The organism is Streptomyces chartreusis NRRL 3882 (genome assembly GCF_900236475.1).
Classification (GTDB): Bacteria; Actinomycetota; Actinomycetes; order Streptomycetales; family Streptomycetaceae; genus Streptomyces; species Streptomyces chartreusis_D.
Map to the genome: position 1 here is coordinate 4,249,557 of NZ_LT963352.1, position 14,438 is coordinate 4,263,994.

The window sequence follows — 14,438 nt, forward strand, 5'->3', positions numbered from 1 at the left end:
TCGTTCGGCTGGCTCCCGCAATGAGACCGGGGCCTGTCCGGATGGCGGGGAGGAACACCGGACAGGCCCTGGTGGATTGAGGTGAGGTCAGCCCCGGTGCAGCCAGGCGGTGGTGTCCGGCGGCAGCAGACCCTCATCGTCCAGCAGCCCCGAGGCGAGGAGGGGGCTGTGGCCTGCGGGGAGGGAAACGGGCTGGTCGGACAGGTTCACCGCGCACACCACGCCGTTGCCCCGCTCGAAGAGCAGCGTGCCCTGCGGGCTCTCCAGCCAGCGGAACTCCTCGCCGCGCAGGCCGGGCTCGGTGCGGCGCAGGCGCAGGGCAGCGCGGTAGAGCTGGAGCATGGAGGCGGGGTCGGCCCGGTTGGCCTCGGCGGTGTACGACTTCCAGTCCTCGGGCTGGGGCAGCCAGGGCGCGGCGCCGGAGGTGCTGAAGCCGAACGGCGGGGTGTCACCGGTCCACGGGAGGGGGACTCGGCAGCCGTCGCGACCGCGGAGGGTGTGGCCGGAGCGTTCCCAGATGGGGTCCTGGAGGAGTTCCTCCGGGATGTCCTCGACCTCGTAGAGGCCCAACTCCTCACCCTGGTAGACATACGCGCCTCCCGGCAGGGCCAGCATCAACAGGGCCGCCGCCCGGGCGCGGCGTGTCCCGAGAGCGAGGTCGGTGGGGATCGGCCGGTCCCGGAACAGGGCCTGGACGCCGGTGTCGGCGCGGCCGTAGCGGGTGACGTGGCGCGTCTCGTCGTGGTTGGACAGCACCCAGGTGGCGGGCGCGCCGACGGCGGCGAGGCTGGTGATGCTGCGGTCGATGACATCGCGCAACGCGCCTGCGTCCAAGGGGCACTTGAGGAAGTCGAAGTTGAAGGCGGTGTGGAGCTGGTCCGGGCGGAGGTACTCCGGCATGCGGCGGGGGCGCACATGGGCCTCTGCGACGAAGACGCGGGGGTCGGGGTAGCTGTCCGCGATGGCGCGCCAGCTGCGGAAGATGTCGTGCAGTCCGTCGCGGTCCCAGTGCGGGTGGTCCTGCTGGCCCTCGCCCGTGAGGACGGAGAACTCGGTCAGCCCGAGGTCGGGCAGCGCCGGGTCCTTGACCATGCCGTGGGCGACGTCGATGCGGAAGCCGTCGACGCCGAGGTCGAACCAGAAGCGCAGGATGGACTCGAACTCGGCCCGGACCTCGGGGTTGTCCCAGTTGAGGTCGGGCTGTTCGGGGGCGAAGAGGTGGAGGTACCACTGGCCGTCGGGCGTGCGGGTCCAGGTGGGGCCGCCGAAGGCCGCGTGCCAGTCGTTCGGGGGCAGGGAGCCGTCCTCGCCCCTGCCGTCGCGGAAGATGAACCGCTCCCGCTCCGGCGAACCGGGCCCGGCGGCCAGCGCCTGCTGGAACCAGGCGTGCTGGTCGGAGACGTGGTTGGGAACGATGTCCAGGATCACGCGCAGGCCCAGCTCGTGGGCCTCGGCGATCAGCTGCTTCGCCTCATCGAGGGTGCCGAACGTGGGGTGGATGTCGCGGAAGTCGGAGACGTCGTAGCCGCCGTCGGCCAGCGGGGACGGGTACCAGGGGTTGATCCAGATCGCGTCGACGCCGAGGTAGGCCAGGTACTGCAGTCGGGAGCGCAGGCCGGCGATGTCGCCGGTGCCGTCGCCGTCGCCGTCGGCGAAGCTGCGTATGTAGACCTGGTAGATGGCGGCCCTGCGCCACCAGTCGGCATCGGCTGCGGCTTCGGCGGGCAGCGCGGTGGGGGTCGGATTGCTCATGGTGCTCGGTCCTGACTGTCTGAAGAGGAGGGTGGGGGTGGTGGTGGTCAGCCCTTGACCGAGCCCTGGAGGAGCGCCTTGACGAAGTGGCGTTGCAGAACCAGGAACACGAGGATCGTGGGAGCCATGATGAGAAGGGCGCCGGCGTTCAACAGGACCTGGTCGGTGCTGTATTTCGTGGTGAACGCCTGCAACGCGCCTGCCATGGTGCGCTTGTCGGGGTCGTCGATCAGCACCAGGGCGAGCAGGAACTGGTTCCAGGTGGACAGGAACATCAGCAGCGCCAGGGACGCGATCGCGGGGCGGGCGAGCGGCAGGTGGATGTGGAACAGCGCGCGCCAGGGGCCGGCGCCGTCCATGCCCGCCGCCTCGGACAACTCCTTCGGTACTCCTGCGAAGTGCGCCCGCATCCAGAACACCGCGAACGGCATGTTCATCCCGATGAGCGGCAGGATCAGCGCCCACTGGGTGCCCAACAGGCCCATGGCCCTGGTCTGTTCGTAGAGGGGGACGATGACGATCTCGTACGGCAGGGTCAGTGTCAGGACGAGGACCGTGTAGAAGACGCCGCCCAGCGGGATCTCCAGTACGGCGATCGCGTACGCGGCCATCGTCGCGATCAGGACCGCGGCGGGGACGACGCCGAGCACGATGAGCGTGCTGGACTTGAGCAGGGTCGTGATGTTGGCGACGTTCCAGGCGTCGACGAAGTTGTGCCAGTGCGGGTCGGACGGCCAGCTCAGTCCGGAGGGGAACGTGCCCTGGGGGGCGAGGGCCGCGCTGACCATGCTCAGGAGCGGTACGACGGAGTAGAGCGCGGCGGCGGTGATGAGGATGAGTCCGGGAGCGCGACGGCGAAGTGCGCGTGCGGTGTGCGTGCGTGCGGGCATCGGACTACTTCTCCCGGAACAGGCGCTGGAGCGGGACGACTACGGCGATCACGACCAGGGCGAGGACTACGGCGAGCGCGGAGGCCGCGCCGAGGCGGGCGTCGTTGAAGGCCAGGTTGTAGACGGCGACACCGGGGACCATGGTCTGGGTGCCGGGGCCGCCCTGGGTGGAGAGGTAGACGACGTCGAAGCTGGCGAGCGCGGCGATGATCGTGATGGTGACGCAGACGCCGATCTCGTTGCGCAGTCCGGGCAGGGTGACGGCCAGGAACTGGCGGATGGGGCCTGCGCCGTCGATGCGGGCCGCCTCGTACAGGCTGTTGTCGATCTTTCCGATGCCGGCCAGGAGCAGCATCGTGCACAGTCCGGTGGAGAGCCAGGTGCCGATGAAGCCGACCGCGGTCAGGGCCCAGGTGAAGTCGGCGAGCCAGGGGCGGGCGACGTCGTCGAGGCCGATGGCGCGCAGGAGTTGGTTGACCACGCCGTTGTCGGAGTACATCCACGTCCAGGCGACACCGGCGGCGGCGCCGGGAATGATCTGCGGCAGGAAGAGCAGCGTGCGGGCCAGTGCTCCGGTGAAGCGGCCTCGCAGCTGCCGTAGTACGGAGGCGGTGATCAGGGCGATCGTCACCGGCAGGATGGTGAAGAACAGGATCAGGTAGAAGGCGTGGAGCAGGGAGGAGAACTGCTCGTTGTCCGTGAAGACCTGGGTGTAGTTCTTCAGGCCCACCCAGGTGGAGGCGCCGACGCCGTCCCAGTCGTAGAAGGAGTACTGGATGGACATCAGGACCGGGCGGAAGTTGAAGACGCCGTAGAAGGCGAGGGCGGGGAGGGCGAAGAGCCAGCCGGCCCACCGCCGGGCCCGGAGCCGGTGGCGGCTGCGGGTGGCGGTGGCGCCGGCGGGCGACTTGATGGATCGCATACTGCTCAGCTGCTCTTCAGTGCGTCGGCGTAGGTGGTCTGGAGGGTCTCGACCATCGCGGCGGGCTCGACCTTGCCGGAGACCAGCAGCTGAAGCTGCTGGGTCAGCTTGGTGCTGAGGGCCGGGGCGGCGTTCTGCAGCCAGCTGTCGAAGCCGTTGTCGGCGGCGATCGCGGCGTAACCGGCCTGGATCTGTTCGGTCAGCGTGCCCGACAGCGACGGCTTGCCCGGGGCGGCCGTGCCGGAGGTCAGGGCAGCGTAGCCGTTGTCGACGGCGACCTTCGCGGCCTCGGGGGTGGTGAGGAAGTCCAGGAACAGGGCGGCGGCGTCCTTGTTCTTGGAGCGAGCGGCGATGGAGAAGGCGAGGGTGTTGCTGGTCATGCCCGCGTACGGGCCGTCCTGCGTGGCCGGCGGCATCGGGAAGACGCCGTACTTGCCCTTGAAGTTCTTGTCGAGGGTCTGCGTGATCCAGCTGCCCTGGAAGAAGAACAGGCCCTTGCCGCCGGTGAACTTGCCGTACGACGCCTCCTGGTTGAGGGCGTTGACGTCGGAGGCGAAGTAACCGGCCTTGATCCACTTCTGCAGTGTCCCGGTGGCCTTGACCGCCTCCGGGGTGTCCAGGTTCGCGCCCGGCTGGTGGTACACGATGTCGCTGAGCTTCTCGGCGCCCATGTAGTCGCCCAGCAGCAGGTTGTAGAGGTGGCCGATCAGGCCGTCCTGGTTGGATGCGACGATCGGGGTGATGCCTGACTTCTTCGCCTTGGCCATGACGGCTTCGAGGTCCGAGACGGAGCCGGGAACCTTCTTCATGCCGACCTTGGCGGCCAGCTCCTTGTTGTAGAAGACGCCGACCAGCGGGCCCGCCGAACCGCCCGCCTGATACAGCGGACCGCCGCCGACCGCGCCGTTCGACACGCGTCCGGGCGCGAGCGCGGAAGCCGGGACCTTCGAGCTCCAGCCGTACGCCTTGTCGTAGGCGTCGAGGTTGGTGAGCAGGTTGTCCTTGACGCCGCCGAGGAGGTCGTAGGGCTGGACGAGGTCGGGCGTGGAGTCGGAGGCCAGCAGCCTCGGCAGGACGGTGTTGTAGTTGTTGTCCGCCTCGACCCGCAGCTTCACCTTGATCTTCGGGTACTTGGCCATGAAGGCGTCCGCCAGGCCCTGCTCGTACGTCTGCAGGCCGGCCGCGGAGAACAGGGTCAACTCCGCGGGGGTGTCGGCGACGGCGGTGTTGACGGCGGTCGGCGTCGGGTTCGCCGCCGCGCCGGAGTCCGAGCCGGAGCCGGGAGCACTGCACGCGGCCAGCGTCACCAGCGCGGACACCGCGGCGACGGACGCCAGCGGGGCACGCAGGCGTCGGCCGGCGATTCTGACGGGGGAGGTGGGGTGCTGCTCGGGCATGATGCCTCCTCGCATCCATGCGGCTGCCGGTCCAGGGCACGGTCGGCAGACAGAGGTCGGCGAGCTTCCCGACCGGGCCACAGGGGATACGAAGGTCGTTTCGGAAGCGTTTCCGTTCCCGAAAGAGTGAGGCGGCCGAGCAAGCCTGTCAAGTAACGAACCCGCAACATACATGTGACGTGCTGAAACGATCAGATTGCCGGACAGGGTAGCGATCGGCATCATCGAGATTCTCGGAAACCCTTCCGAAGATTCCGGAAGCGTTTCCTATTAGCTCGGCCGGTGGGTTAGCCTTCCGGCATGGCGCAGAGCTCCCAGAAGATCAACATGGCCGACGTGGCCCGTGCCGCCGGCGTCTCGATGGCCACCGCCTCCCGCGCGCTCAACAACGACTACGGCGTATCCGAGGCCACCCGCCGCCGCGTCCTCGCGGTCGCCGAGGAGCTCTCCTACGTCGTCTCCCCCGAGGCGTCCCGCCTGGCCGGCGGCGCCACCGGCCGGGTCGCGGTGGTCGTACCGCACATCTCCCGCTGGTTCTTCGCGGCGCTGCTGGAGGGACTGGAGTCGGTCCTGCGCGCGGCCGACCTGGACGTGCTGCTCTACCACGTCGACGGCATCGAGGACCGCCACGACTTCTTCCACCGCCTGCCCGCCCGCCGCAAGGTCGACGCCGTCGTGGTCCTGGCCTTCCCCGTCGGCGAGGAGGAGCAGCGCCGCCTGGAGCTGATGGGCGTCACGATCATCGCCGCGGGCGGCCAGCACGCGCCCTACCCGAACGTCTCCATCGACGACGAGACCGCCGGCCGCCAGGCCATGGACCACCTGCTCTTCCTGGGCCACCGCCGCATCGCGATGATCGCGGCAGTCGACCCGGACCAGCCGGACGAGGTCCAGCCGTCGGGCCGCTCGAACGCGTACTACTCCGCTCTGCGCGACGCCGGCATCCCGGTCGACGAGCGGCTCGTCGTCACCGTCGACTGGGGCGGCGACCAGGGCGCCGACGCCATGGCCAAACTCCTCAGCCAGCCCGAGCCGCCCACCGCCGTATACGCCCACTCCGACCAGGTCGCCCTCGGCGCGATCCGCACACTCCGCCGCGCCGGACTGCGCATCCCCGACGACATGTCCGTCATCGGCATCGACGACCACCCGGTCGCCGAGCTGACCGACCTGACCACGGTGCGGCAACCGGTACGCGAGCAGGGAGAGCGTGCCGGGCGGATGCTCCTGGACATCCTGCGCGGCGAGGAGACAGAACACGACGTCGTCGTACCGACACAGCTGGTGATCAGGGGTAGTACGGCGCCGCCGCGCGGGTAACCCTGTTCACCCGTCGGCACAGATTCCGTACTTCGAGTCTCGTCACCCGCTCCATGATGAAACCCCAGGTCAGTGGCCTGGGTCTGTTTGTTATCTCCGTTCCAAGGTCCCGCTCCAGCGTTCGTACGGCCTGCGACAGCGACGGCTGCGGCATCCCATCCGGTCGCGTCGGTGCGGGTGGCTCGCTGACACACTCCCCTCTTCCGGGTCGCCGTTCCTCCGGGCCGTCATCGCCGCTGTGCGGCCAGTCGGACGGATGCGTTGGCGGCGCCGTAGCCGCCGTAGCCGGCGGTGCGTTGGACGATCTCGAAGAAGACGCGGCCCACGGTGGCCGTGTAGCAGTGGCGGAACTCGCCTCCGTGTTCGTCGCGGTCGTAGAGGATGCCGAGTTCCTGGTACGTGTCCAGCTCGCCGGGGGCGAAGTCGTAGCGGGCGTCGAGATCCTCGTAGTAGTTGGCGGGGATCTTCAGCAGTTCCGCGCCGGCGGCACGGGTGCGGCGGGCGGCTGCGGTGATGTCGTCGGTGGTGAGGGCGATGTGCTGGGAGCGGGTGCGGGTGTCCGTGGCCGGGCTGGGGGCCAGGTTGAGGACAAGGCGCGGGGCGCCGTGGGCGCCGGTCAGGGCCCTGCTGCGGAAGAGACCGTAGGGGTCGGCCAGGTCGACGCTTTCGTGCGGGCGCAGGCCCAGCACCGCGCGGTGGAAGAGGACGGCTTCGTCGAAGTGGTGCCAGGGCTGGGTCAGGGCCACGTGGTCGAAGCCGGTGACGGTCCCGTCTGGTGAGGGGGTCCGCCGCGGGTTGGCCGTAGCCGTGAAGTCGCTGGTCCAGTCGGCATGTCCAGGGCGTCCGGTGACGCAGAAGAACAGTTCGGTGCCGTCGGGGGCGGCGACCGCGTCCAGCGGGACGTCCTGGCTGCTGCGGCGTCGGGGCAGGACGGGGGCGAGCAGGGACTCGGCGCGATGGGCGGCGGCGCTCGGGTCGGGGGTCTCCAGGCCGATGGCGGTCAGGGACGTGCCGTCGATGGGGGTCCCCCCGCTCGAGCGCAGCCGAGAGTAGGGGAGGGTTCCGGTGCCGTGGTTGACCAGGATGCGGGCGTCGCCCTGTTCCCAGAGGTCCACCGGCTTTCCGGTGTGCCGTCCGGTGCGCCGGAAGCCGAGTGCGGTCAGGAGAGTGGTCACGGGCAGCGGGTCGGCGGTGGCGAGTTCGGCGAAGGCCACGCCGGTCGGGACGACCGGGGCCGGGAGCGGGGAGATGCCCGCGCTCTCCTCCAGGGCGATCAGCGAGCGCAGCGCGTCGACGGCGGTGCTGCCCGCGTCCGCCTGGCGGAACACGTCGTTGAAGACCTCCAGGGAGAGCGGGCCGCGGTAGCCGGCGTTCACGGCGTGGCGGACGAGGGAGGTCACGTCGAGGCCGCCCTGGCCGGGGAAGCAGCGGTAGTGGCGGCTCCATTGCAGGACGTCCATGGCGAGCAGCGGGGCGTCGGCCAGCTGGAGGAAGAAGATCTTCTCGCCGGGGATGTCCTCGATGCCCTTGGGGTTTGAGCCGCGCGAGAGGATGTGGAAGCTGTCCAGGCAGACCCCGAGCGCGGGGTGGCCGGCCTGTTCGACGATGCGCCAGGCGTGGTCGTAGGTGCTGACGTGCCGCCCCCAGGCGAGCGCCTCGTAAGCGATCCGGATGCCGAAGTCCTGGGCCAGGTCGGCGAGTCGGGCGAGTTGCGCGGCGGCGAGGGCGTCGTCGTCCACGGCCTGCGGGGAGACGTTGGAGCACACCAGGAGCGTGTCGGCACCGAGCCTGCGCGTGACGTCGAACTTGCGCTCCGCCCGGCGCAGACTGCGTACGAACTCCGCCTCCGGAACGGCCTCGACGTCCCGCATGGGCTGGTAGAGGTCGATGGTAAGGCCGAGGTCGACGGCGCGGGCGCGGATCTCCTCCGGGGACAGGGGGCCGGCGAGCATGTCGTTCTCGAAGATCTCCACACCGTCGAAGCCGGCGCGGGCGGCGGCGGTCAGCTTCTCGGCGAGGGAGCCGCTGAGGCTGACCGTGGCGATGGACTTACGCATCCTGGTCGCACCCTTCGGCCTCTGCGATGCTGATCCAGGTCTTCCCGGCACGTTCGGCGGCGCCGGCGAACGCCTGCTGGGCCTTCTCGAGCGAGAAGCGGGCCTCGATGACGGCTCCGGGCCGGGCTGCGGGCAGCTCGGCGATCGCGGTGGTGAAGTCGCCGGGGTGGTCGTAGATCATCGATCCGCGGAGCACCAGCTGGCGCCGGACCACGTCGTCGGTGGTCAGCGGCAGTTGGTGGGGGTTGAGGCCGATCAGGACGAGGGTGGCACCGGGGGCGGCGCGGTCCACGGCCGGGCGCAGGGCGGGCGCGTGGCCGGACGTTTCGAAGACGTACGTGAACCCGGTGCGGCCGTCGTCGGGTGTCGCGCCCAGCCGCTCGGCGCGGGCGAGGCGTTGCGGGTGCGGTTCGGTGACGACCGGCCGGATGCCGAGGCGGGCCAGGATCAGGCAGACCAGCAGTCCCTGGGCCCCGGCGCCGACGACCAGACAGCGGTCGGCGGGGGTCACTCCGCTGCGCCGTACAGCGGCCCGGGCCACGGTGTACGGCTCGGTGGCGGCGAGGTCGGCGCCTGTGAGGCCGTCCGGGACCGGGTGGGCGAAGTGCGCGGGCAGGGCGACGCGTTCGGCGAGGACGCCGGGGGCGTTCAGCCCGACGATGGCCCGGTGCGGGCAGGCCGAGGTCAGGCCGGTGAGGCAGTCGGCGCACTTGAGGCAGGCGTAGTTGGGTTCGATGACGACCCTCTGGCCCACCTGGCGGTCCCGTACGTCGCTGCCGACGGCGGCGATCCGGCCGAAGCCCTCGTGGCCCATGACCCACGGGGTCGCGGGCGGCAGGCGCTTGCCGTGGAAGACGGCGAGGTCGGTGCCGCACAGGCCCACTCCGACCATCCGGACGATGACGTCGTGCGGGCCGCAGACGGGCTCCGGCCAGTCGTCGACGGTCTCGATCCTGTTCGGCCCCGTGAGGACAGCTGCTTTCACCAGAAACTCCTAGCGGTCCGCTAGACGGATCAATCAATCCACTGTGCGGTCAGAATAGAAGGCAGACGAGCCCTCAACAAGGCCGAGAGCCTCACAAGAACGAGGGCTGGACAAGAGCAAGGGGCCCCGGCGGCAAGGCGCCGGGGCCCAGAAAGCCCCCGACCCGCTCGGGGGGGGGCTCCGTCAGGCGGTCGCGTCCGCCGCCGCGGTCCGCTGCCGTACGGTCTCCGGGGCCCCGGCCACATCATCGTCGCCCCGCATGCGCAGCGCGACGAGGAAGGAGACGGCGCAGCCGAGGGCGATGTAGGCCGCCACCAGCGTCCAGCCGCCGTCCGCCCAGATCACCAGGGAACTGGCGATGAACGGGGTGAAGCCGCCGCCGACCGCGCTGGCGAGCTGGTAGCCGACGCCGGCACCGCTGTAGCGGTACTCGGGGCCGAACATGTCGGTGAACAGGGATTGCTGGACGGAGACCGCCATGTCGTGCGCGATGTTCACCAGCAGCACGGCGCAGGCGATGATCAGCACCATGGAGCCGGACTCCATCGCCCAGAAATACGGCCCCGCGCTCACGGCACCGACCAGCGCGCCCCAGCAGTACACCTTGCGCCGGCCGAAGCGGTCGGCGAGGTAGGCGAAGGCCGGGATGGTGAGGACGGCGAGTCCGCCGACCGCCAGGTTGACGTCGAGCAGGCTGTCGCGGTTCAGGCCGAGTTCGTCGGTGCCGTAGGCGAGGCCGAAGGTCGTCACGCCGTAGAAGGTGAACAGTTCGACGAAGCGCAGCCCGATGATGGCGAAGAAGCCCTTGGGGTTGGACTTGACCGCGGCGATCAGCGGCACCCGAGGCTTCTTCTCCTCGCTCATCGCGGCGACCTTCTTGGTGAAGACCTCGGACTCCTCGACCCTGGCCCTGATGATCAGCCCGACGATCACCAGGCCCGCGCTGACCAGGAACGGGATGCGCCAGCCCCAGACCCGGAAGGCCGCGTCCGAGGTCGCACCCGACATGATCTTGGTGATGAGGGTGGCGAGCAGCAGACCGACCGAGGCGCCGACCTGGACGCCGCTGCTGTAGAGGGAGCGCCACTTGGCGGGGGCGTTCTCCACCGCCATCAGCGCGGCGCCGCCCCACTCACCGCCCACCGCGAAGCCCTGCGCGGCGCGCAGCACCACCAGCAGCACGGGGGCCCAGATCCCGGCCTGGGCATAGGTCGGCAGGACACCGATAAGTGTGCTGGCCACGCCCATGATCAGCATGGTGAGGACGAGCATCCGCTTGCGGCCGAGCCGGTCGCCGAAGTGGCCGAACACGATGCCGCCCAGCGGGCGGAAGAGGAAGCCGACGCCGAAGGTGGCCCAGGCCGCCAGGGTGCCCACGGCCGGCGAAGCCCCCGGGAAGAACAGGTCGCCGAAGAGGAGGCCGGCGACGATGCCGTAGAGGAAGAAGTCGTACCAGTCGACGACGGCTCCCATGAAGCTGGCGATCGCCGCCCTTCTCGCGACGCCGGGGGCTCCGGCGCTGGTCGCGACCGGCTTCTGCGCTCTGCTCATCTCACGTACTCCCTTGGATGCTGCGGCTCCCGCGACCCGGTCGTGCCGTGCGAGCGGTGCGCGGCACGTCGGCGTCGGGACACGGATGGCTACGGTGGGGACAATTGCCTGGGCGACGGCGGCGCTCGGCGGGTGTGGAGCGGCGTCACCGGCAAACCGGGCCATCGCCACAGCGTGCGGGCGGCGACCCTCAAGACAAGGTCCATTGAGCGGACCGTTTGAACCAAGTAGCGGAAACATACGATGGGGAGTTTCCGCCATCAAGGGTCACACCAAGATTTCTTAGGCTTTACGGTTCCCGTGGTCCGCCTGGTGGACTACCGTCATGGGTGAGCGCAGCTGGCGGGCACCAGCAGGTGCCGCGCGGTGCCGACCAGTACGGGGAGGGATCCGTGAACGACAGGGATGCACAGACCGAGGCGGTCAGGGAGCAGGGCGGTACGGGCGTCCGCAGCGTGCGGCGCGCCCTGGACATCCTCGGCCTGCTGAGCGAGGAACGCCCCGTCATCTCCCTGCGTGAGATCACCGACGCCACCGGACTGGCCAAGACCACCGTCCTGCGCCTGGTCCAGACCCTGGAGGAGTGCGGCCTGCTGTGGTCGCATCCGGCCGGCTACACCGCCGGACCGGGCCTGTGGCGCTGGGCTTACCTGGCCCGCAGCCAGTGGGAGGTGCCGCACGAGACCCGCAAGGTCATGCGCGACCTCGCCGACCGGCTGGGCGAGACGGTCAACGTCTTCGTCGCCCGCGATGTGAGCCGTGTCTGTGTCGCGCACGAGGAGAGCCCGCACCCGCTGCGCCACGTCGTCGACGTCGGCGACGAACAACCCCTGTGGGCCGGCGCCTCCTCCAAGATCCTGCTGCGCGACGCCTCCGACACCCTGCTGCGCCGCATCGCCACGACCTCCCCACACGGGGAGGCGCACACCGACCAACTGCGCGCCTGGGCACAGGAGGCCGCGCACCGCGGCTACGCGGTCAGCAGCAGCGAGTGGGACGAGGGCCTGACCGCCGTCGCCGTCCCGGTGACCAGCCGCTCCGGCAAGGTCATCGCCTCCCTCTCGCTCAGCGGGCCCAGCCAACGCTTCCCCTACGAGGCCGTGGAACGCTTCGCCACCGACCTCGCGGAGTCGGCCGCGCTCATCTCCGCCCAGGGCTTCAGCCACCCGCTCAGCCAAGCCCACTGAACCCGAGAGGCGCCGTAGAGCCATGGGCCCGGTGACCCCGAACAACCGGTGCCCGGCCTTGGCACGGCGAGGAGCCCGGGCGTCGGGACTGGTGGCCGGGCTTTCGTCGGCAGCCGTGCCGGGAGGCCGGCTGCCTGTTCCTACTCGGACCGGCGCTGGGGCCTTCCGGTGTGCGGGACCCGGTTCGGACATGTTGATCACGCGGCTGAATCGGCGACGCCGCGCTCGGAACGGGCACCCGCCCGGCGTGTTCGTCAGAGGGCCGCGGCCGTAGTACTGGCGGACGAGAAGCTGGACCGTGCGGCGCGCGCGTCGCGGATCGACGAGCCGCGCCTCGCAGGATGAGGACCGGCCGGCTCAACGAGCATGCCGGTGGCGATGAGGGGTTTGCGGCCGATCCGGTCGGCGAGGTGGCCGGTGGGGCCTGTCCGGTGCCTCCACGAGATCGGGTGGAGGCCCTGTGGAAGGGAACCAGCGTCAGCACCTCGGCCGAGAGGTACGCGGCCAGGTCGCGTTCCGCGAGGTAGCGCCGATCCGCGTCGGCGGGTTGTGCTCAGGCGGGTCGGGTGGGGGCCCGTAGTTCGATCTTGTATCCGCCCTGTGGGGAGGGTTCGGCGGTGAGGGCGCCGCCCAGCAGTTCGGCGCGTTCCCTCAGGCCGATCAGGCCGTGCCGGGCGCTGGGCAGGGCGACGGACGGGCGGGTGGGGGCGGTGTTGGTGACGGTGACGCCGAAGTGCTGCGCGTCGTGCCACAGGCGCACCTCGGCGCGGGCGCCGGGGGCGTGCTTGCGTACGTTCGTGAGGGCTTCCTGGACCGTGCGGTAGACGGTGCGTTGGGCGGTGGTGCTGATGCCGGGCGGGAGCCCGCCGGTCAGGGTGGTCTCGATGCCGCTGTTGGCGATCAGCTGCTGGAGGTCGGCGAGGGTGGGCTGGGGGGTGAGTTCGGTTTCCTTGCCGCTGGAGGCGCGCAGCAGGGTGACCATGTGGCGGAGTTCGTCGAGGGTGTTCACGCTCAGGGTGCGGATGGTGCGGGCGGCGTCGCGGGCGTCGGGATCCTTGGCGGCGACCTGCAGGGCTCCGGCCTGTACGGCGATGAGGCTGACCTGGTGGGAGACGACGTCGTGCATCTCGCGGGCCAGTTGGGCGCGTTCGCGGGCGAGGACGGTCTGGGCGTACAGGGCGCGTTCGTGTTCGCGGGCCACTTCGACCTCGACGAGCTGCCGGGCCACGTCGTGTCTGGCCTGCACGAGCTGGCCGAACAGGATCGGGGCGAAGGCCGTGGCCAGCGTGTAGACGAACTGGATGAGCGTCCAGGTGCGCTCGCCGGGAAACGTGTCGCCGGAAAACGTGTCGGACAGGGGCCAGGCGAGGGTGCTCGCCGCCGCGTTCAGCAGGGCGCAACCGGCCAGCAGGGGGCGGTTGCGGGTGCGCGTGGCCAGCGTGTACAGGGCGGCGATCGGCGCGACCGCCACGTCCATGAACAGGGTCATGGGCAGGGTCGACAGGAAGACGGTCAGTGGAAAGCGCCTGCGCAGGAGCAGTCCGGCGCAGCCCAGAGCGGCGCAGGCCCACATGAACGGTGTCGCCTCGTCGTAGAGGTTGATCCAGGCGTCGAGGGCGGCCAGCACGACGAGGCCCGCGTCGACGGCCCAGGGCGGCACCCGCCGCCACCGTTCCTGAGCCGTGCTCATCATCTGTTGCCCCCTGCCCTGTCGGCGCCGCCGTCGCCGAGCAGTCCGGCCCGCTCCGCGAGGAGCGCCGCCTGGACGCGGCCGGCGACCCGGAGCTTGGTCAGGATCGAGCTGACGTGGTCCTTGACGGTGCCCGCGCTCAGATGGATGCGGGTGCCGATGTCGGCGTTGGACAGTCCTTCCGCGATCAGGACGAGGACGTCACGTTCGCGGTCGGTGAGCAGGTTCACGCGCGCCACGTCCTCCGCGACCCGGGGCGTGTCCGTCCCGGGATGGCCGCGCAGCAGAGCCCGCGAGGCCTTCGGGGACATCACCACGCCACCGGCGGCCAGGGTGCGTACGAGGTGGGCGAGTTGTTCGGGCTCGGTGTCCTTGAGCAGGAAGCCCGCGGCTCCCGAGCGCAGCGCGGTCAGGATGTACTCGTCGGTGTCGAAGGTGGTCAGCATGGCCACCGTCGGCGGCTCGGGCAGCGTCCGGATCTCCCTCAGGACGGTCAGGCCGTCCACATCCGGCATGCGGATGTCGAGGAGCACGACGTCCGGGTGCTCGCGCCGGATCACGTCGGCGGCCTGCGCTCCTTCCGCGGTCGCCACGACCTGGATGCCGTCGGCGGCGTTCAGGATCAGCTCGAACCCGGACCGCACCAGCGCCTCGTCGTCCACCACCACTACCCGGATCACCGGCGTT

At 70.3% G+C, this 14,438-nt stretch carries 11 protein-coding genes; 2 read left to right on the plus strand and 9 right to left on the minus strand.

Annotation, left to right across the window (positions count from 1 at the left end):
- Positions 1-87 precede the first annotated feature (87 nt).
- From SCNRRL3882_RS19045 to SCNRRL3882_RS19060, 4 genes are read right to left on the minus strand one after another with little or no spacing between them, the layout of a single operon-like run.
- The gene (locus SCNRRL3882_RS19045) at positions 88-1,752 is read right to left on the minus strand and encodes a glycoside hydrolase family 13 protein (protein WP_010032195.1); all 1,665 of its coding nucleotides are present in this window, start codon (positions 1,750-1,752) and stop codon (positions 88-90) included.
- 47 nt (positions 1,753-1,799) lie between these two features.
- A complete protein-coding gene (locus SCNRRL3882_RS19050; protein ID WP_010032197.1) occupies positions 1,800-2,642 on the minus strand; it encodes a carbohydrate ABC transporter permease in 843 nt (280 codons plus the stop codon).
- 4 nt (positions 2,643-2,646) lie between these two features.
- Positions 2,647-3,564 (minus strand): carbohydrate ABC transporter permease, encoded by a 918-nt coding sequence (locus SCNRRL3882_RS19055; protein ID WP_010032199.1) that lies wholly within the window; start codon positions 3,562-3,564, stop codon positions 2,647-2,649.
- A gap of 5 nt (positions 3,565-3,569) precedes the next feature.
- Complete coding sequence (locus SCNRRL3882_RS19060; RefSeq protein WP_010032201.1) at positions 3,570-4,961, minus strand: extracellular solute-binding protein; 1,392 nt, start codon at positions 4,959-4,961, stop codon at positions 3,570-3,572.
- A gap of 300 nt (positions 4,962-5,261) precedes the next feature.
- On the opposite strand from SCNRRL3882_RS19060, the gene SCNRRL3882_RS19065 reads away from it, so the two are divergent.
- Positions 5,262-6,281 carry a LacI family DNA-binding transcriptional regulator gene (locus SCNRRL3882_RS19065; protein WP_010032203.1) on the plus strand — a complete coding sequence of 340 codons (1,020 nt, stop codon included), beginning with the start codon at positions 5,262-5,264 and terminating at the stop codon, positions 6,279-6,281.
- Positions 6,282-6,508: 227 nt separating this feature from the next.
- Here the strand turns inward: SCNRRL3882_RS19065 and SCNRRL3882_RS19070 are convergent, their stop codons facing one another.
- The 3 genes from SCNRRL3882_RS19070 to shiA all read right to left on the minus strand — a co-directional run bounded on the left by SCNRRL3882_RS19070 (position 6,509) and on the right by shiA (position 10,874).
- Positions 6,509-8,338, minus strand: coding sequence for a sugar phosphate isomerase/epimerase and 4-hydroxyphenylpyruvate domain-containing protein (locus SCNRRL3882_RS19070; RefSeq protein ID WP_102514834.1), 1,830 nt, complete (start codon positions 8,336-8,338; stop codon positions 6,509-6,511).
- Positions 8,331-9,323 (minus strand): zinc-dependent alcohol dehydrogenase, encoded by a 993-nt coding sequence (locus SCNRRL3882_RS19075; protein WP_010032206.1) that lies wholly within the window; start codon positions 9,321-9,323, stop codon positions 8,331-8,333. Before SCNRRL3882_RS19075 ends, SCNRRL3882_RS19070 begins: the two co-directional genes overlap by 8 nt.
- 183 nt (positions 9,324-9,506) lie before the next feature.
- On the minus strand, positions 9,507-10,874 hold the full coding sequence (gene shiA / locus SCNRRL3882_RS19080) for a shikimate transporter (protein WP_010032207.1): 1,368 nt from the start codon (positions 10,872-10,874) through the stop codon (positions 9,507-9,509).
- A gap of 392 nt (positions 10,875-11,266) precedes the next feature.
- Here shiA and SCNRRL3882_RS19085 point away from each other — a divergent pair, with 392 nt between their 5' ends.
- Positions 11,267-12,061: an IclR family transcriptional regulator gene (locus SCNRRL3882_RS19085; protein WP_050810142.1), complete on the plus strand. Its 795-nt coding sequence runs from the start codon at positions 11,267-11,269 to the stop codon at positions 12,059-12,061.
- 553 nt (positions 12,062-12,614) lie between these two features.
- Here the strand turns inward: SCNRRL3882_RS19085 and SCNRRL3882_RS19090 are convergent.
- Both SCNRRL3882_RS19090 and SCNRRL3882_RS19095 read right to left on the minus strand, forming a co-directional pair.
- Positions 12,615-13,751: a sensor histidine kinase gene (locus SCNRRL3882_RS19090; RefSeq protein WP_040902390.1), complete on the minus strand. Its 1,137-nt coding sequence runs from the start codon at positions 13,749-13,751 to the stop codon at positions 12,615-12,617.
- Positions 13,751-14,419 carry a response regulator gene (locus tag SCNRRL3882_RS19095; RefSeq protein WP_010032213.1) on the minus strand — a complete coding sequence of 223 codons (669 nt, stop codon included), beginning with the start codon at positions 14,417-14,419 and terminating at the stop codon, positions 13,751-13,753. Before SCNRRL3882_RS19095 ends, SCNRRL3882_RS19090 begins: the two co-directional genes overlap by 1 nt.
- Positions 14,420-14,438 lie beyond the last annotated feature (19 nt).